Origin of the sequence: Ensifer sp. ENS09 (assembly GCF_014852425.1) — a bacterium.
Lineage (GTDB): Bacteria > Pseudomonadota > Alphaproteobacteria > Rhizobiales > Rhizobiaceae > Ensifer.
In genome coordinates, this window is the sequence record NZ_JACVBP010000002.1 from 42,000 (window position 1) to 60,178 (window position 18,179).

Genomic DNA, 18,179 nt, shown 5'->3' on the forward strand with positions numbered 1-18,179 from the left:
TTATTCCTCGATGCCGAGCTTGGCCTTGACCAGCGCCTGTACGGCCTGCGGATTGGCCTTGCCGCCGGTCGCCTTCATCACCTGGCCGACGAACCAGCCGGCAAGCGAGGGCTTGGCCTGCACCTTGGCGACCTGATCCGGGTTGGCGGCGATGATCTCGTCGACGGCCTTTTCGATGGCGCCGGTGTCGGTCACCTGCTTCATGCCGCGGGTCTCGACGATCTCGGCCGGGTCGCCGCCCTCATTCCAGATGATCTCGAAGAGGTCCTTGGCGATCTTGCCGGAGATGGTCTCCGCCTTGATGAGGTCGATGATGCCGCCGAGCTGGGCCGGCGAAACCGGAGTCTCTTCAATGGCTTTGCCGGCTTTGTTCAAGGCGCCGAGCAGGTCGTTGATGACCCAGTTGGCGGCAATCTTGCCATCGCGGCCTTCCGCCACCGCCTCGAAATAGTCGGCGATCGACTTTTCGGAAACGAGCACCGAAGCGTCATAGACCGAGAGGCCGAGGTCGCGCACGAAGCGCTCCTTCTTGTCGTCGGGCAGCTCCGGCAGGTCGGCCTTCAGCGCCTCGACGAATGCGTCGTCGAATTCGAGCGGCAGCAGGTCCGGATCCGGGAAATAGCGGTAGTCGTGCGCGTCTTCCTTGGAGCGCATCGAGCGGGTCTCGCCCTTGTTCGGGTCGAACAGGCGGGTTTCCTGGTCGATGCTGCCACCGTCCTCGAGAATTCCGATCTGGCGGCGTGCCTCGTATTCGATTGCCTGGCCGATGAAGCGGATCGAGTTGACGTTCTTGATTTCGCAGCGCGTGCCGAAGCCCTCGCCCGGACGACGGACGGACACGTTGACGTCGGCGCGCATCGAGCCTTCGTCCATGTTGCCGTCGCAGGTACCAAGGTAGCGCACGATCGAGCGCAGCTTCGTCATGTAGGCCTTGGCCTCATCCGACGAGCGCATGTCCGGCTTGGAGACGATCTCCATCAGCGCGACGCCCGAGCGGTTGAGATCGACATAGGACATCGACGGATGCTGGTCGTGCATCGACTTGCCGGCGTCCTGCTCAAGATGCAGGCGCTCGATGCCGATCTCGACATCTTCGAACTGGCCCTGGCGGTCCGGACCGACCGAAATGATGATCTTGCCTTCGCCGACGATCGGATCCTTGAACTGGGAGATCTGATAGCCCTGCGGCAGGTCCGGATAGAAATAGTTCTTGCGGTCGAAGATCGAGCGATTGTTGATCGCGGCCTTGAGACCGAGACCGGTGCGCACCGCCTGCTTCACGCATTCCTCGTTGATAACAGGCAGCATGCCGGGCATGGCGGCATCGACCAGCGAGACGTTCGCATTCGGCGCATTGCCGAACTCCGTCGATGCGCCCGAGAACAGCTTCGAATTGGAAAGCACCTGGGCATGGACTTCCATACCGATGATGACTTCCCAGTCGCCGGTGGCGCCAGGGATGAAGCGTTTCGGATCGGGGGTGCGGACGTCGACAATGCTCATATCATGCTCTTCTTTGAAGCCTGAATTCTTGGTTTCTCGGTAGAACAATTGGTCCGCCGGTGCAAGTTGTTCGGCTGGATCAGACACGCCATCTGCAATCTCATGCAAACAGCTGGCGTCTCTTAACCACCGTTTAGCGCCTATCGGCAAGACTTCGGCCATGTCCATCGCCTTTGCCCTGCTCGCGTTCGCAATTCTCGTCAACTTGGCTGCCTTCGGGCTGTTCTGGTATGACAAGCAAGCGGCGCGGTCCGGCAAACGGCGGATCAGCGAGCGGACGCTGCTGACGGTCGCCCTGTTCGGCGGCAGCCCGGGTGCAATGACGGCGCGCCATATCTTCCGACATAAGACGCGTAAGGAACCCTTTCGCACGCGCCTCGCTTTGATCATCGTCTTGCAAGTGGCGCTGGCGGCCATTGGCACCCTGGCGTTGCAATGACACCTTGACGCGCGAACGACGGCCTTTTAGGAAAGCACCGTTCTATTGGAGTTTTTATGTTCCGTTCTTCGCCTGAGTCCCGGTAAAGCCCGTCCGCGTAATCCCCTTTGATTGCGCGCACGGGCCGGAAACGTCACCCCGCATCTTCAGTATTTTGCGGAACGTTTTCCTGCGTTCATACGAACGCGATTCCGGAATATTCAGACAATGGACATCTCGCGCGCAGAACAGCGCATTCTTCATCATTTGGCCCAGGGCGGCCGCATCGAAATCACCCGCGACGACAAGGCGATCACCGAAATCCGGTGCTTCACCCGTGACGGCTGGGTCTATCCCGGCTTCGACCTCGAACTTTTCCGCAAATTGAAGCGGAAGAAGGCGATCTCATCGTCCGGCGGAAAACCCTACCGCATCACGGAACGCGGGCTGCAGCTCGTGCGCTCCGAACTTAACAACCGCTAGCGGCGAATACGAACGATACCGGGCATGCCAGCATGCCCGGTATCGTCAGATGCGCACTTTACTTAACGGAAAGCGACTTACGTGGCGTGAGCGCTCGACGGGGCCGCGCATTGCACGCGGTCGCGGCCCGCAGCCTTCGCCTGGTAGAGCGCGCGGTCGGCCGCAAGCAGCAAGCCGTCGAGGCCGGTGTCGCGGGTCATGACTTCGGCAGCGCCGATGCTGATGGTGACGGCGATGCTTCCGCCCTGCTCCAGATCGATATGAAGCGCCCGCACGGCCTCAAGCAGCCGCTCGGCAACTTTGAGCGCATCGGTCGGGGATTGCCGAACCAGCACAACGGCGAACTCTTCGCCGCCAAGCCGGCCGACGAGATCGTCACCGCGCAGTGCCGCGCGAACGACGCCGGCAACCGAAATCAGCACCTGATCGCCGACGGCATGACCATAGGTGTCATTGATCGCCTTGAAGCAGTCAATGTCGAGCATCATCACCACCGTTCCGCCTTTTCGGGCGACCGGCGCTGCGATCAGCGCGGCCGCGCGCGCCATGAAGGTCGCGCGCGCCAGACATTGGGTCAGAAAATCATAATCGACCGCATGGGACAGGCGCCCAATCAGCGCCCGTCGTGCGGCATCGACGCTGGCGACCGCCAGCGGGCAGAGCGCAAGCAGGGTCGTTCCCAGCCGGGTCGAGGTGAGCGTTTCCTCGGCAACGCCGCTGACGCCGAGGTGCAGCGCGCCGGAGGCAACGGCAATCTGCGTCAACACGCAAACGATCGCCGTCAGGATCGTCACCGGAAACAGACCATAACTGAGCGCGCACCATAAGAGCGCCGGCACCGGGAAGGCGAAAGCGCCCGGCCCGCCGACGAAGAGCGCCGCAGCGCAGGACAGAACCAGGAAGACGAACGGCCAGGCAGTCGCTGAAGCCGGGGCCACCGACGACGCCACGCGCGCGCCACGGGACCGCAAACTGTCTTCCGGAAGCGGCGCAGCCAGGAACACCGGAAGCAGCACGACATAATTGACCAGCTCGGTGGTGAGCCAGGCGACGAATGCTTCAGTGGCCGGCGTGCCGAACGACAGCTGAACCGCAACCGCTCCAACGAGCGAGGCGCCCATCGCCGCCAGGGAGGATGCCGCGAACATATAAAGCACCGAGCGCGCCCGGCGCAGATGCCGGTGCTCAGGCGAAAAGCGGCGATAGAGCAGGAAACCGATGACGACGCCGACCATGTTCGCCGTATTCAGCGCCGCGGCTTCATAGAGATCCGCACCGGTCACCAGGTCCGCAAGTACGTAGGCCAGTGCCGCCGTCAACCATCCAGACGGGCTGGCAAGCGACGGTCTTCTGATCAGCAGGCCGAGCAGGATCGCATTTGCCGGCCAGATCGAGGCCAGCATGCCGACAGGGCGGCTCAAGATGCCGAGCACGCAGGCGGTGAAGACGATCACGCCCAGGCCGGCAAGCCAAAACGAATGGTGGAAAGGTTTCAGAACCAACGGTCGCGGAACCGTTTTATCCAGCATCTGCAACAAGCGTCCCCCTTGCGGTGCCCCACCACCACGTCATACCCCATAATATTTCATGGACCTAATGAATGCGGTGTGAATAGGCCAGCCCGCTTTGCGCGCGGCTGCCATGCATAGGGCGGCGGGGTGTCAGGGACCCGGGGGCTGCTCCAGGGATTTGCTCAGGCCGATGAAGGCAACGTCGCTGTCGAGTTGTGGCGCATAGGCGGTCGACAGCCAACTCACGCCATAACCGTGATTGCGGAAGAAGCGCACGGCGCGGTCATTTCGCGCGTGTGTCTTGGTGGTGACGGCGTCGAATCCATCCGCAGCAATGCGATGTTCGATCTCGCCGAGCAACAGCGCGCCGAAGCCCCTGCCCTGGAGCTGCGGCTCGATCCACAGATCGGAGATCGCATTGTCGAAGTTCTCTCGCGCGCACCATCCGCCGATGGCGCCTTCGCCTTCGACGAGCAAAACGGAAAGCCAGTGATCGGACAGAAAACGGAGAAATGCGGCCTCGGCAACGCGCCGCATCTTTTCGCCATCGGCAAGGCCTGCGATTGCCGATTGCCAGGCCCCAAGGCCGATTTCGGCCAGCCTTTCAACGTCGCCGGCGCGGGCATGGCGGATGACGGGCACGGCGCAGGTCTCCTTCCGCGACAAGAGTGGCGATCAATGCAGCAGAAGCAGGCGGCAGAAGTGGAAAGGGCGGCACCGTGGGTGCCGCCCTTCAAGAGATTACCACCACTTGGTGGGGGTGAAGCGGCCGGCCGCCTGTTCGATCACATGCGCCGTCTTGAACAGCGTCTCTTCCTCGAACGGCTTGCCGATCAGCTGCAGGCCAAGCGGCAGGCCCTTGTGGTCGAGGCCACCGGGAACGGCGATGCCCGGGAGGCCGGCCATGTTGACCGTCACCGTGAAGATGTCGTTGAGGTACATCTTCACCGGATCGGATGCGAGATCCTCGTCGGCAATACCGAAGGCGGACGACGGCGTTGCCGGCGTCAGAATGGCGTCGACGCCGGCGTGGAACGCCAGTTCGAAGTCGCGCTTGATCAGCGTGCGCACCTTCTGCGCCTGCAGATAGTAGGCGTCGTAGTAGCCGGCCGAAAGCACGTAGGTGCCGATCATGATACGGCGCTTGACTTCGTGGCCGAAGCCGGCGGCACGCGTCTTTTCATACATGTCGACGATGTCCTTGCCGTCGACGCGCAGGCCGTAGCGAACGCCGTCGTAGCGGGCAAGATTCGAGGAGGCTTCGGCCGGAGCGACGATGTAGTAGGCCGGCAACGCGTATTTCGTATGCGGCAGAGTGATGTCGACGATCTCGGCACCGGCTTCCTTCAGCCAGGCAATGCCCTGCTGCCACAGCGCTTCGATCTCTTCCGGCATGCCGTCGACGCGGTATTCGCGCGGAATGCCGATCTTCATGCCCTTGATCGACTGGCCGATCGCGGCTTCGTAATCCGGCACCGGCAGATCAACCGAGGTCGTGTCCTTCACGTCGACGCTTGCCATCGACTTCAGGAGGATTGCGGCGTCGCGCACGTCACGGGCGATCGGGCCGGCCTGGTCGAGCGACGAGGCGAAGGCGACAGTGCCCCAGCGCGAGCAACGGCCATAGGTCGGCTTGATGCCGACGGTGCCGGTGAAGGCGGCAGGCTGGCGGATCGAGCCACCCGTATCGGTAGCGGTCGCACCCGCGCAGAGATGCGCGGCGACGGCCGCTGCAGAGCCGCCCGAGGAGCCGCCAGGTACGAGATCGAGGTTCGAGCCCTTGGCGCGCCACGGGTTCTTGACCGCGCCGTAGTAGGAGGTCTCGTTCGACGAGCCCATGGCGAACTCGTCCATGTTCAGCTTGCCGAGCATGACGGCGCCGTCGTTCCAGAGGTTCTGAGTAACGGTCGATTCGTAGCGCGGCGCAAATCCGTCGAGGATGTGGCTGCATGCCTGGGTGTGCACGCCTTCGGTGGCGAAGAGGTCCTTGATGCCGAGCGGGATGCCTTCAAGCGCACCGGCCTTGCCGGCGGCGATACGCGCATCCGAGGCCTTGGCCATCTCGCGCGCCTTTTCGGGCGTGACGGCGATGTAGGCGTTGATCGCCTCATTGGCGGCATCGATCGCGCCGAGATAGGCGTCGGTCAGTTCGACGGCGGTGATGTCCTTGGCGGCGAGCTTGGCGCGGGCTTCGGCAATCGTCAGGCTGGTAAGGTCGGTCATGGTAAAATCTGGCTTTCGCAATCAGAAACGTCGGGGCGGCTGGCGAGAGATTACTCGACCACCTTCGGAACGAGGAAGAAATTGCGATCGGAATTCGGCGCATTGGCAACGATGTCGTCGGCCTTGTTGCCGTCCGTCACGGTGTCCGTCCGCTTCTTCATATCCATCGGCGTGACCGAGGTCATCGGCTCGACGCCTTCGACATTCACTTCGGAGAGCTGCTCAACGAAACCGAGGATGCCATTGAGCTCGCCCATCATCCGTTCGGCTTCTTCTTCGCTAACGGCGATACGGGCAAGGCGCGCGACGCGCTTCACGGTGGCAAGGTCTACGGACATGATCGTCTCCGGTAACTGGAACTTCCCCCGCTATAATGGCGCAGGGCGAGCCACGCAACGGGGGAATTGCCGGAGGACCGGGCCTCTCGTCAAAAGGCCCGGCGCAACATCACACGGCGACGACGCCGCCGACCTGTGGCGTCGCCACCTTCGTCGATGCACTTTCCATGCCGGCAACGAAGGTTTCCGGCGTCTGGTCGATGATCGGGAACGAGCCGTAATGGCAGGGGATCGCCGTCGAGAACGAGAAGAAGCGCTGGCAGGCGAGTGCCGCAACCGCCCCGCCCATGGTGAAACGATCACCGATCGGCACGATGCCGATCTCCGGCTGATGCAGCTCGTTGATCAGCGCCATGTCGGAAAAGATGTCCGTGTCGCCCATGTGATAGAGCGTCGGCTCGTCCTCGAAATGCAGCACCAGGCCGTTGGCATTGCCGAGCGAGTGCGAGACGCCGTCCTCGGTCAGCTGCGCCGACGAATGCAGCGCGTTGACAAAAGTCGTCGAGAAACTGCCGAGTTGGATCGTGCCGCCGGTGTTGCCCATTTCCAGCGCCTTGACGCCATGCCGGCCGAGCCAGGCGGCCAGGTCGGCATTGGCAACAACCGTTGCGCCCGTCTCCTTGGCGATCGCAATGGTGTCGCCGACATGGTCGCCGTGACCATGGGTCAGGAGAATGTGGGTGAGCCCGGCGGTCGCGTCCCGGCGCTCCTCATCGCGGAAGGCAGGATTGCCGGTAAAGAAGGGGTCGATCAGGATTTTGGACTTTGCCGTTTCGATGTGAAAGGCGGCATGGCCGAGCCATTTGATCTTCATGACGATCTCCCTGATGATTTGTCTGTCGCAACAGCATATGGATCAGACAACTCTCCGCGCAAAGATCGAATCGACAATCCCATGGCAATTCTCACCATCGAAGAACTCGCAGCCCAGCTACAGCCGAACCAGGCGATCGCGGGTCTCGACCTCGGCACGAAAACGATCGGCCTCTCGGTCTCCGATCTGGGCCGTCGCTTTGCGACCCCGCGCGAGGTGATCCGCCGGGTCAAGTTCGGCGTGGACGCGGAGGCGCTGCTCTCGGCAGGGAACAAAGAAAAGATCGCGGCCTTCGTCATCGGCCTGCCGGTCAACATGGACGGCACCGAAGGACCGCGCTGTCAGGCGACCCGCGCCTTCGTGCGCAACATGGAACAGAAGACGCCCCTGCCCTTCATCTTCTGGGATGAAAGGCTGTCGACGGTCGCGGCCGAGCGGGTGCTGATCGAGATGGATGTGTCGCGACGCAAGCGGGCCGAACGCATCGATTCGGCTGCCGCATCCTTCATTCTTCAGGGTGCGCTCGACAGGCTGGCGTCGCTGGCAAGAGACGGCCTCTCGGACTGAGGGGCCGTGGCGCCGAAGCGGCGGTGATACCAGGCCGCGATCTGGCGGCGCTTGCGAAAGCCGATGATGGCAAAAACGATGAGGCTGTCGACGACGATCGCGCGCGCGACGAGCGGCGGGATCGATTCCGGTGGAATGCCGAGGACGTTGCCGTAGATCTGGAACACCAGATCATGGGTTTGGCGCGTCAGCATGAAAAAGCCGAAGCTCATGTCGTAGTACGAGAGACTGTACCAGCCCGTCAGCAGAAGGACCGGTCCGCCCCAAAGGATCAGAAACCACTTCATGCGGCTCCCCTTTCCGAGATCTGCCGAAAGACGACGGGATAAATTGCGCGGTCTGCCAGGACGACGGCCACGAGAACCATCGCGGGAACTGCGATATCTAGCGCCAGTCCGGCAAAAAACATCATCATGATGATCATAAGACCAGTTCTCACCGAACCGCTCCATTCCGGAATCCATTAAAATGCCGGATCAATCTCCGCCCTTACGGGGGCCTGCGCAACGTAAACCATTTGTTAAGGTTAATTTTCACAGGGACGCGCCCGCAATCGGGCCTGGATAAGCCCTTCCCCGCATTTCCCGTGCGGCAAGACATTCCGGTTTGCGGAAATTTGCGGTAGCGATAGGGCTCTCGCACGCAGGCCCTCCCCATGACTATCGTCTTCGAAAGCATCCTCCCCGTCTTCCTGCTGGTTCTGCTCGGCGCCTGGCTCAAGCGCTCGACGCTTGTCGACCAGAACCTTTGGCTGGGGCTGGAACAGTTCGGCTACTTCATCCTGTTCCCTGCCCTCCTGTTCTCGACCCTGGCTGAGGCCAATTTCACCGGATTGCAGGCGGACGCAACGGCCATCGCCACGATCGGCAGCGTCAGCCTGATGTCGCTTTTCGTGCTCCTGCTTTGGCCTATGCTTAGAAACCGCAAGGTTTCCGCGGCGTCCTTCACCTCGACGTTCCAGACGGCGACACGGTGGAACGGCTTCATGGCGCTTGCGATCGCCCACAAACTCTACGGGCAACTCGGCCTGACACTGACCGCGCTCTTGATGACGCTCCTGATCATCCCGACCAATCTCTACAATATTGCCGTGCTTGTCTGGTTCACGGGCGGCAGCCGTGACTTTCGCCGCTTCTTCATGCGAATCGCCACCAATCCGATCATCGTGTCTTCGGTGCTCGGAATTTTCGTCAACCTGATCGGACTGAAGATCTACAGCCCGCTGATGGCCACCATCGAGATGCTGGCGAGCGCGTCGCTCAGTCTCGGGCTGGTGATGGTCGGCGCCGGGTTACGGGCATCGGACGCGCTCAAACCAAGCGCCGTCGCGCTGCTTGCCGTCTTCCTCAAGCTGATCGTCATGCCGGTCTTCATGGTGAGCGCCAGCTACCTACTCGGCATTCGTGGCGACGCGCTTCTCGTTGTTGCCCTTGGCGCGGCGGTACCGACGGCGATGAACGGCTATTTGCTCGCCAAACAGATGGGTGGCGACGCCGAGCTCTATGCGGCCGTTGCCACCGTTCAGACCGTGGTTTCGTTCTTCACGATACCGCTCGTCCTTCTTCTCACCGCCTCCGTCGCGAGCAACTGACGACGTCACGGGGGGGCTGAAGGCTTACGCCGCAGGGGGATAGAGAAGGTCGAGGATGTAGGCGGAATCGAAGCGCGAATCGAGCATGCCGTAGGTCGAGCGCCAGCCAGCGGCCAGGCGTGATTCCAGGAACGCATCGGCAATGCGACCGGCACCGAGACGGTAGAGCTCGGCGGCAGCGGCAGCGAGCGCCAGCTGTTCGACCAGCATGCGGGCGGCACCTTCATCGCGTTCGCACAGCAACATGGCCGCGCGCAGCACGTCGATGGTCTTGCGGCCGGACGGGCCGAGATCGCGCGCCAGCACGACGAAGAGCTGCTCGAACAGGTCCTTGCCCTTGGCGAGAACCCGCAGCACATCCAGCGCCATGACGTTGCCGGAGCCTTCCCAGATGGCGTTCACTGGCGCTTCGCGGTAGTGGCGCGCCAGTGCACGCTCTTCCACATAGCCGTTGCCACCCAGGCACTCCATCGCCTCATAGATCAGTGCCGGCGCGATCTTGCAGGCCCAGTATTTCGCAACCGGCGTCATGATCCGCGCATAGGCCGCGTCTTCCGCGCTACTGCGGGCCCTGTCGAAGGCTTCGGCCAGGCGGAACGAAAGCGCACTTGCAGCGGCGACGTCGAGCGCCATGTCGGCAAGCACCCGCGTCATCATCGGCTGGCTGACGAGCGGCTTGCCGAAAACCTTACGGCCGCGCGTATGATGCACGGCTTCGGCAAGCGAAGCGCGCATCATGCCGGCGGAGGCGAGCGCACAGTCGAGCCGCGTCAGCGTTACCATGTCGAGGATCGTGCGGAGGCCGGCATCCGGCGCGCCGAGGATGAAGCCGAACGTGTCGGAGAACTCGACCTCGGAAGATGCATTGGAGCGGTTGCCGAGCTTGTCCTTCAGCCGCTGGAACCGCAGGCCGTTGGCGCTGCCGTCCTCAAGCAGACGCGGCACCAGGAAGCAGGCAAGGCCTTCGCGGGTCTGCGCCAGCATGACGAAAGCGTCGCTCATAGGCGCCGACATAAACCACTTGTGGCCATTCAGCCGATAGATCCCCTCGCCCACCCGTTCGGCGGTCGAGGTGTTGGCGCGCACGTCGGTGCCACCCTGCTTCTCGGTCATGCCCATGCCGACCGTGACGGCAGACTTCTGCATCCACGGACGGTTGGTGGAATCGTATTTGCGCGACAGGATTTTCGGCGCCCACTCCTTCTGCACCGCCGGCGAGGCGGTGATCGCGGCCAGCGACGCGCTGGTCATCGTCAGCGGGCAAAGATGGCCGCATTCGAGCTGCGCCGTCAGATAGAAGCGGATCGCACGGACTTTATGCGACTGGTTGCGCTCGTCCGGCAGATTTTCCCAGGCGGACGCGTGCAGGCCCGAGGACATCGAGCGGCGCATCAGCGCATGCCAGGCCGGGTGGAACTCGACGACATCGAGACGCTCGCCGCGCGGCCCGTGGGTCTTCAGCTTCGGCGGACCTTCGTTCGCCATGCGCGCCAGTTCCTGCGCCTCCGGCGAGGTGACGTAGCGGCCGAGCACATCGAACTCGTCGCGCAACGTCTTGCTCATGCCCGAGGTGATGTCGACCACGAGCGGATCGGAACGATAGGCGTTGACGCCGGACCAGGGCTTGGGCTGGTTCAGCTCGGCGAGTTTCTGTTCAGTCCGGTTCATCTGATTCATGGGCCGGTTCTAGCGCAAGTTTCTCGACCACGGAACGGGGCGCAGAAAAGATAGGATCGCCGTTGCAAGTTTTCTGCGGACGGGCACGCCCAAGCCTTGCCGTGCCGGGGACCAGGTCTTATAGAGCGACCACATTTCCAGAGTGCAAGGGCGGCCCATGATCACTTTCCCGCATCGCCACCTGCTCGGCATCAAGGGGCTTACGGAGCAGGATATCACCTATCTGCTCGATCGCGCCGATGAAGCCGTCCAAATCTCCCGTCAAAGAGAAAAGAAGACGTCGACGCTTCGGGGTCTGACGCAGATCAACCTCTTCTTCGAGGCCTCGACCCGAACGCAGTCTTCCTTCGAGCTTGCCGGCAAACGCCTTGGCGCCGACGTGATGAACATGTCGGTCGGCAACTCCTCGGTAAAGAAGGGAGAAACGCTGATCGACACGGCGATGACGCTGAACGCCATGCACCCCGATGTGCTGGTCGTGCGCCATTCGTCGGCGGGTGCTGCCGCCCTTCTCGCGCAGAAAGTCTCCTGCTCCGTCGTCAACGCCGGCGACGGCCAGCACGAGCACCCGACGCAGGCGCTGCTCGACGCGCTGACGATCCGCCGCGCCAAGGGCAAGCTCTCGCGCATCATCGTCGCCATCTGCGGCGACGTGCTGCACTCGCGTGTGGCGCGCTCCAACATTCTGCTCCTCAACCAGATGGGCGCACGCGTCCGCGTCGTCGCACCGGCAACGCTGCTTCCTTCCGGCATCGCCGACATGGGCGTCGAGGTCTACCATTCGATGGCCGAGGGCCTGAAGGATGCGGATGTCGTCATGATGCTGCGCCTGCAGCGCGAGCGCATGGCCGGGTCCTTCGTGCCGTCCGTGCGCGAATACTTCCACTACTACGGGCTCGATGCGGAAAAGCTGAAGGCGGCCAAGGAGGATGCACTTGTCATGCATCCGGGGCCGATGAACCGCGGCGTCGAGATCGCCTCGGAAATCGCCGACGGGCCGCAGAGCGTGATCGAACAGCAGGTTGAGATGGGCGTTGCCGTGCGCATGGCAGTGATGGAAACGCTGCTTCTCTCGCAGAACCAGGGGCCGCGCACATGACCAGACCACTCGTTCTGAAGAACCTTCGCATCGTCGATCCCTCGCGCAATCTCGATGAAGTCGGCACCATCATCGTCGGCGACGACGGGCATATCCTTGCCGCCGGTGCCGATGCCCAGAACCAGGGCGCGCCGGATGGAGCCTTCGTCAAGGACTGCGCCGGGCTCACCGCTGTCCCGGGCCTCGTCGATGCCCGCGTCTTCGTCGGCGAACCGGGCAGCGAGCACCGCGAGACCTTCGAGTCCGCGTCGCGGGCGGCCGCTGCCGGCGGGGTCACCACCTTCATCGCCATGCCGGAGACCGATCCCGTCATCGACGACATCGCACTCGTCGAATATGTGAAGAAGACGGCGCGCGACAAGGCGCTCGTCAACGTGCACCCGGCCGCAGCGCTGACCAAGGGCCTCGCCGGCGAAGAAATGACCGAGTTCGGTCTGCTTCGCGAAGCGGGTGCCGTCTGCTTCACCAATGGCCGCCGCTCGATCCACGACACGCTGGTCCTGCGCCGCGCCATGACCTATGCCCGCGAATTCGGCGCCGTCATCGCCCTTGAAACGCGCGACAAATATCTCGGCGCCAACGGCGTCATGCACGAAGGCCTGCTTGCCAGCTGGCTCGGCCTTTCCGGCATCCCGCGCGAAGCGGAGATCATTCCGCTCGAGCGCGACCTGCGCATCGCCGGGCTGACGCGTGCGGCCTATCACGCCGCCCAGATCTCGGTTCCCGAATCGGCAGCCGCAATCCGCACCGCACGCGAGCGTGGCGCCAATGTCACCTGCGGCGTATCGATCAACAATCTGGCGCTGAACGAGAACGACATCGGCGAGTACCGGACCTTCTTCAAGCTTTCGCCGCCGTTGCGCAGCGAAGACGATCGGGTCGGCATGGCCGAGGCGCTCGCCGACGGCACGATCGATATCATCGTTTCCTCGCACGACCCGCAGGACGTCGATACCAAGCGGTTGCCCTTTGCCGATGCCGCCGATGGCGCGATCGGCCTGGAAACGCTGGCCGCGGCCGCGCTTCGCCTGCATCATAGCGGCCAGGTGCCGCTGATGCGCCTGATCGACGCGATGTCGACGCGTCCGGCGGCGATCTTCGGTCTCGATGCCGGTACGCTGAAACCCGGCGCCAAGGCGGACATCACCGTCCTCGATCTCGACGAGCCCTGGGTGCTTTACGAAGAGGCGATCGTTTCTCGCTCCAAGAACACGCCGTTTGAAAATGCGCGCTTTACCGGGCGGGTCGTGCAAACCTATGTTGCCGGCAAGCTGGTGCATTCGGCCTAAGCCGAAAGCGATCGCGCGGGAGGGGAACCGGTGGAACTATTGTCCTGGCAGCTTGGGCTGCCCTCTACGCTTCTAAGTCTTGCCTTCGGCTATCTGCTCGGCGCGATCCCGTTCGGATTGATCCTGACCCGCATGGCCGGGCTCGGCGACGTGCGCAAGATCGGCTCCGGCAATATCGGCGCGACCAATGTGCTGCGAACCGGCAACAAGAAGCTTGCTGCCGCGACGCTGTTGCTCGATGCCCTGAAAGGCTCGGCCGCAGCCTTCATCGCATCCTACTGGGGCATCGAGGCCGGAATTGCCGCAGGCTTTGCCGCCTTCATCGGCCATCTCTACCCGGTCTGGCTTGGCTTCAAGGGCGGCAAGGGCGTCGCGACCTATATCGGCGTGCTGCTCGGCCTTGCTCCTCTGATGGTGCTCGCCTTTGCGGTCATCTGGCTCGGCATGGCGAAAATCAGCCGCTACTCCTCATTGTCCGCACTGGTTGCAACGGCTATCATCCCGGTTCTACTTTACGCGGTAGGCAACGAGAAGGTCGCCCTCCTCTTTGCCGCCATGACGGTCATCACCTGGGTAAAGCACCGCGCCAACATACAGCGGCTGCTTGCCGGCACGGAAAGCAAGATCGGAGACAAGGGATAATGTCTGAGGCCAGCGCAGGACGAACCGGAGTGGCGCTGACCGAACGACAGAAAATATCCTGGCTCCGGCTGATCCGTAGCGACAATGTCGGCCCCATCGCCTTCCGCGACCTGATCAACCATTTCGGCACTGCCGAAAACGCACTCGATGCCCTGCCGGAACTGTCGCGGCGCGGCGGCACCAAACATAGCTATCGCGTGGCATCCATCGCCGAAGCCGAACGGGAACTGGAGGCGGCACGACGCCACGGCGCCGTCTTCGTCGGCATTGGCGAAACGGCCTATCCCTCGGCGCTGCGGCAGATCGACGGCGCTCCTCCTCTCCTTGCGATGAAAGGCGATCTCGGCGCGGCTGCCCGCCCGTCGCTTGGCATCGTCGGTTCACGCAACGCTTCGGTCAGCGGCGCGAAGTTCGCGGCGATGATCGCGCGCGACGCCGGTCGCGCCGGTTATGTCGTGACCTCGGGCCTTGCGCGCGGCATCGACACGGCCGCCCATCGCGCCAGCCTCGATACCGGTACCATCGCAGCCCTTGCCGGCGGGCTCGACCGTCCCTATCCGCCCGAGAACGTCGGCCTGCTCGAAGAAATCACGGCTGGTCGGGGCCTCGCGATCAGCGAAATGCCTTTCGGCTGGGAGCCACGGGCGCGCGACTTTCCGCGCCGCAACCGGCTGATCGCCGGCATCAGCCTCGGCGTTGCGATCGTCGAGGCCGCGCACCGCTCCGGCTCGCTCATCACCGCGCGCTACGCCGCCGATTTCGGCCGGCTCGTTTTTGCGGTTCCCGGCTCGCCGCTCGATCCGCGCTGCCATGGCACCAACGATCTCCTGAAACAGGGCGCGATCGTCACGACCGGCCCGGATGACGTGATCGAGGCGCTGGCGCCACTCAGCCAGCTGGAGCTGCCGCTGCCGGGCGTGCGGGAACCGGATGGTCAGGCGCGGGCTGGTGTTCCGGCGAGCGCGAGCGACGGCGACCGCGCCGCGGTCAGCACCGCGCTCGGCCCGACGCCGGTCGAGATTGACGATATCGTCCGCCACACCGGGCTTTCGCCGGCGCAGGTCTATCTGCTGTTGCTGGAGCTTGATCTTGCCGGCCGCCTCCATCGCCATCCCGGCGGTTTGGTGTCCGTGGCAGCAACGGAATGAGGACTGGCCTGACGGCGCACCAACCTTTTCTGAGGGCGGAAACGACCCAATCCTGCATGAGTTGCATAGTCTGCTCTCATCGTTATTTTGGGCGAACCCCCTTGACCCCGTTCGAATCCCTGTCCATTTCGGGGCGTCGATATCAGGCGAAGTACGGCGCAAACGGCGCTGACGCCGAACCAGGACCGGTTGTCTCAGAAAATGACGATGAATGTTGTAGTGGTGGAATCGCCTTCCAAGGCAAAGACGATCAACAAGTACCTGGGCCCCGGCTACAAGGTACTGGCTTCGTTTGGTCACGTGCGCGACCTGCCGGCGAAGGACGGTTCGGTCCGTCCCGACGAAGACTTCGAGATGTCCTGGGAAGTCGACAGTGCCTCGGCGAAACGCATGAAGGACATCGCCGACGCGGTCAAATCCGCTGACGGCCTCATTCTCGCAACCGACCCGGATCGCGAAGGTGAAGCGATTTCCTGGCACGTACTTGACCTTCTGAAGAAGAAGAAGGTGCTCGGCGACAAGCCGGTCAAGCGCGTAGCCTTCAACGCCATCACGAAAAAGGCCGTTCTCGAAGCGATCGCTCATCCGCGCGACATCGACACCTCGCTGGTCGACGCTTACCTGGCGCGCCGCGCACTCGACTATCTCGTCGGTTTCAACCTCTCGCCGGTGCTCTGGCGCAAGCTGCCGGGTGCCCGCTCGGCTGGCCGCGTGCAGTCGGTGACGCTGCGCCTCGTCTGCGATCGTGAAAACGAGATCGAGCGCTTCATCTCCGAGGAGTACTGGAATATCTCGGCGCTCTTGAAGACGCCGCGCGGGGACGAGTTCGAGGCGCGTCTCGTTTCGGCCGATGGCAAGCGTCTTGCGCCGAAGGCTGTCGGCAACGGCGAAGAAGCAAATCGTCTCAAGACCCTGCTCGATGGCGCCGCCTATGTGGTCGATAGCATCGAAGCAAAGCCGGTCAAGCGCAACCCGTCGCCGCCTTTCACCACCTCAACACTGCAGCAGGCCGCCTCCTCCAAGCTCGGCTTCTCCGCTTCGCGCACCATGCAGGTCGCGCAGAAGCTCTATGAAGGCGTCGACATCGGCGGCGAGACGGTCGGTTTGATCACCTATATGCGTACCGACGGCGTGCAGATGGCGCCGGAAGCGATCGAAGCCTCGCGCCTTGCGATCGCCAGCCAGTTCGGCGACCGCTATCTACCGGAAAAGCCGCGCTTCTATTCGACCAAGGCGAAGAACGCCCAGGAAGCGCACGAAGCCATCCGCCCGACCGATTTCAACCGCACGCCGGATGAGGTCCGCCGCTTCCTCGATGGCGACATGCTCAGGCTCTACGACCTCGTCTGGAAGCGCGGCATCGCCAGCCAGATGGCATCCGCCGAGATCGAGCGCACAACGGCTGAAATCACCGCCGACAACGGCGGCCAGAAGGCCGGCCTGCGCGCCACGGGTTCCGTCATCCGCTTCGACGGCTTCATCGCCGCCTATACGGATGCCAAGGAAGACGGCGAGCAGACGGACGACAGCGAAGACGACGGCCGCCTGCCGGAGATCAATGCTCGCGAGAACCTCGCCAAGCAGAAGATCAACGCCTCGCAGCACTTCACCGAGCCGCCGCCGCGCTATTCCGAAGCAAGCCTGATCAAGAAGATGGAAGAGCTCGGCATCGGCCGGCCGTCCACCTATGCCGCGACGGTCACCACCCTGCTCGACCGCGACTACATCACCAACGACAAGCGCAAGCTCATCCCCCAGGCCAAGGGGCGGCTGGTGACGGCGTTCCTCGAAAGCTTCTTCACCCGTTACGTCGGCTACGACTTCACGGCGTCGCTCGAAGAAAAGCTCGACCAGGTCTCCGCCGGCGAGGTCAATTGGAAGGACGTTCTGCGCGACTTCTGGAAGGACTTCTTCGCCCAGATCGAGGAAACCAAGGAACTGCGCGTCACCAACGTGCTCGACGCGCTGAACGAAGAGCTCGCGCCTCTGGTTTTCCCGAAGCGCGAAGACGGTGGCGACCCGCGCATCTGCCAGGTCTGCGGCACCGGCAAGCTGTCTCTGAAGCTCGGCAAGTACGGCGCCTTCGTTGGCTGCTCGAACTATCCGGAGTGCAACTTCACCCGCCAACTCTCCTCCGAGAGCAACGGCGAGGAGGCCGCCGTTTCGAACGAACCGCAGGCGCTCGGCAAGGATCCGCATACCGGCGAGGAAATCACGCTCCGGAGCGGCCGCTTCGGCCCCTACGTCCAGCGTGGCGACGGCAAGGAAGCCAAGCGCTCAAGCCTGCCGAAGGGTTGGACGCCGTCGACGATCGACCACGAGAAGGCGGTCGCCCTGCTGTCGCTGCCGCGCGATATCGGTGCCCATCCGGAAAGCGGCAAGATGATCTCGACCGGGCTTGGCCGCTACGGACCGTTCGTGCTGCATGACGGCACCTATGCCAATCTCGAATCGATCGAAGACGTCTTCTCGATCGGCCTCAACCGCGCGGTCTCGGTTCTCGCCGACAAGCAGTCGAAGGCCGGTGCCGGCCGTGGCCGCACCGCCGCCGCATCGCTCAAGGAACTCGGCGACCATCCCGATGGTGGCCCGATCACCGTGCGCGACGGCCGCTACGGCCCCTATGTCAACTGGGGCAAGGTCAACGCCACCCTGCCGAAGGGCAAGGATCCGCAGTCGGTGACGGTCGAGGAGGCACTTGTGCTGATCTCGGAGCGTGCCGCCAAGGGCGGAACGACCAAGGGCAAGGCAACCAAGGCCAAGACGACCAAGGCAGCGGCGAAGTCCGAGGACGGCGCCAAGGCGACCAAGGCTAAGGCCAAGGCGCCCGCCAAGAGCAAAACAAAGACGGCCGCCAAGGCCAAGAAGGACTGACC

At 63.2% G+C, this 18,179-nt stretch carries 18 protein-coding genes; 9 read left to right on the forward strand and 9 right to left on the reverse strand.

What is annotated here, in order from left to right:
• A complete protein-coding gene (gatB, locus tag IB267_RS08370) occupies positions 1-1,503 on the reverse strand; it encodes an Asp-tRNA(Asn)/Glu-tRNA(Gln) amidotransferase subunit GatB (RefSeq protein WP_192447242.1) in 1,503 nt (500 codons plus the stop codon).
• 160 nt (positions 1,504-1,663) lie between these two features.
• Between gatB and IB267_RS08375 the strand changes: the two genes are divergently transcribed.
• Positions 1,664-1,942: a DUF1294 domain-containing protein gene (locus IB267_RS08375; protein ID WP_192447243.1), complete on the forward strand. Its 279-nt coding sequence runs from the start codon at positions 1,664-1,666 to the stop codon at positions 1,940-1,942.
• 207 nt (positions 1,943-2,149) lie between these two features.
• On the forward strand, positions 2,150-2,404 hold the full coding sequence (locus tag IB267_RS08380) for a YjhX family toxin (RefSeq protein ID WP_034795416.1): 255 nt from the start codon (positions 2,150-2,152) through the stop codon (positions 2,402-2,404).
• A gap of 77 nt (positions 2,405-2,481) precedes the next feature.
• On the opposite strand, the gene IB267_RS08385 is transcribed toward IB267_RS08380, so the two are convergent.
• The 5 genes from IB267_RS08385 to IB267_RS08405 form a co-directional block, all read right to left on the reverse strand.
• Entirely contained in the window at positions 2,482-3,933 is a 1,452-nt protein-coding gene (locus IB267_RS08385) for a diguanylate cyclase (RefSeq protein WP_192447244.1), read from the reverse strand.
• A 132-nt stretch (positions 3,934-4,065) separates the two neighbouring features.
• Positions 4,066-4,557, reverse strand: coding sequence for a GNAT family N-acetyltransferase (locus IB267_RS08390; RefSeq protein WP_192447245.1), 492 nt, complete (start codon positions 4,555-4,557; stop codon positions 4,066-4,068).
• A 99-nt stretch (positions 4,558-4,656) separates the two neighbouring features.
• On the reverse strand, positions 4,657-6,138 hold the full coding sequence (gene gatA / locus IB267_RS08395; protein ID WP_192447246.1) for an Asp-tRNA(Asn)/Glu-tRNA(Gln) amidotransferase subunit GatA: 1,482 nt from the start codon (positions 6,136-6,138) through the stop codon (positions 4,657-4,659).
• 50 nt (positions 6,139-6,188) lie between these two features.
• The gene (gatC, locus tag IB267_RS08400; RefSeq protein WP_043614118.1) at positions 6,189-6,476 is read right to left on the reverse strand and encodes an Asp-tRNA(Asn)/Glu-tRNA(Gln) amidotransferase subunit GatC; all 288 of its coding nucleotides are present in this window, start codon (positions 6,474-6,476) and stop codon (positions 6,189-6,191) included.
• 109 nt (positions 6,477-6,585) lie between these two features.
• Complete coding sequence (locus tag IB267_RS08405; protein ID WP_043614116.1) at positions 6,586-7,290, reverse strand: metal-dependent hydrolase; 705 nt, start codon at positions 7,288-7,290, stop codon at positions 6,586-6,588.
• 81 nt (positions 7,291-7,371) lie between these two features.
• Between IB267_RS08405 and ruvX the strand changes: the two genes are divergently transcribed.
• The gene (gene ruvX, locus IB267_RS08410) at positions 7,372-7,857 is read left to right on the forward strand and encodes a Holliday junction resolvase RuvX (protein ID WP_043614114.1); all 486 of its coding nucleotides are present in this window, start codon (positions 7,372-7,374) and stop codon (positions 7,855-7,857) included.
• On the opposite strand, the gene IB267_RS08415 is transcribed toward ruvX, so the two are convergent.
• Positions 7,803-8,144 carry a DUF6105 family protein gene (locus IB267_RS08415; protein WP_192447247.1) on the reverse strand — a complete coding sequence of 114 codons (342 nt, stop codon included), beginning with the start codon at positions 8,142-8,144 and terminating at the stop codon, positions 7,803-7,805. The genes ruvX and IB267_RS08415 overlap by 55 nt on opposite strands.
• Positions 8,141-8,281 carry a hypothetical protein gene (locus tag IB267_RS08420; protein WP_089045732.1) on the reverse strand — a complete coding sequence of 47 codons (141 nt, stop codon included), beginning with the start codon at positions 8,279-8,281 and terminating at the stop codon, positions 8,141-8,143. Before IB267_RS08420 ends, IB267_RS08415 begins: the two co-directional genes overlap by 4 nt.
• 231 nt (positions 8,282-8,512) lie before the next feature.
• Here IB267_RS08420 and IB267_RS08425 point away from each other — a divergent pair, with 231 nt between their 5' ends.
• Positions 8,513-9,448 carry an AEC family transporter gene (locus IB267_RS08425; protein ID WP_192447248.1) on the forward strand — a complete coding sequence of 312 codons (936 nt, stop codon included), beginning with the start codon at positions 8,513-8,515 and terminating at the stop codon, positions 9,446-9,448.
• A 24-nt stretch (positions 9,449-9,472) separates the two neighbouring features.
• Here the strand turns inward: IB267_RS08425 and IB267_RS08430 are convergent, their stop codons facing one another.
• Entirely contained in the window at positions 9,473-11,125 is a 1,653-nt protein-coding gene (locus tag IB267_RS08430) for an acyl-CoA dehydrogenase family protein (RefSeq protein ID WP_192447249.1), read from the reverse strand.
• A 157-nt stretch (positions 11,126-11,282) separates the two neighbouring features.
• On the opposite strand from IB267_RS08430, the gene IB267_RS08435 reads away from it, so the two are divergent.
• The 5 genes from IB267_RS08435 to topA all read left to right on the forward strand — a co-directional run bounded on the left by IB267_RS08435 (position 11,283) and on the right by topA (position 18,177).
• Positions 11,283-12,224, forward strand: coding sequence for an aspartate carbamoyltransferase catalytic subunit (locus IB267_RS08435; protein ID WP_043614107.1), 942 nt, complete (start codon positions 11,283-11,285; stop codon positions 12,222-12,224).
• The gene (locus tag IB267_RS08440) at positions 12,221-13,513 is read left to right on the forward strand and encodes a dihydroorotase (protein ID WP_043614106.1); all 1,293 of its coding nucleotides are present in this window, start codon (positions 12,221-12,223) and stop codon (positions 13,511-13,513) included. The genes IB267_RS08435 and IB267_RS08440 overlap by 4 nt, the downstream gene beginning before the upstream one ends.
• Before the next feature lie 30 nt (positions 13,514-13,543).
• On the forward strand, positions 13,544-14,155 hold the full coding sequence (gene plsY, locus IB267_RS08445; RefSeq protein ID WP_192447250.1) for a glycerol-3-phosphate 1-O-acyltransferase PlsY: 612 nt from the start codon (positions 13,544-13,546) through the stop codon (positions 14,153-14,155).
• Entirely contained in the window at positions 14,155-15,303 is a 1,149-nt protein-coding gene (dprA, locus tag IB267_RS08450; RefSeq protein WP_192447251.1) for a DNA-processing protein DprA, read from the forward strand. The genes plsY and dprA overlap by 1 nt, the downstream gene beginning before the upstream one ends.
• Before the next feature lie 207 nt (positions 15,304-15,510).
• Entirely contained in the window at positions 15,511-18,177 is a 2,667-nt protein-coding gene (gene topA, locus IB267_RS08455; RefSeq protein ID WP_192447252.1) for a type I DNA topoisomerase, read from the forward strand.
• The last annotated feature ends 2 nt before the right edge of the window (positions 18,178-18,179 follow it).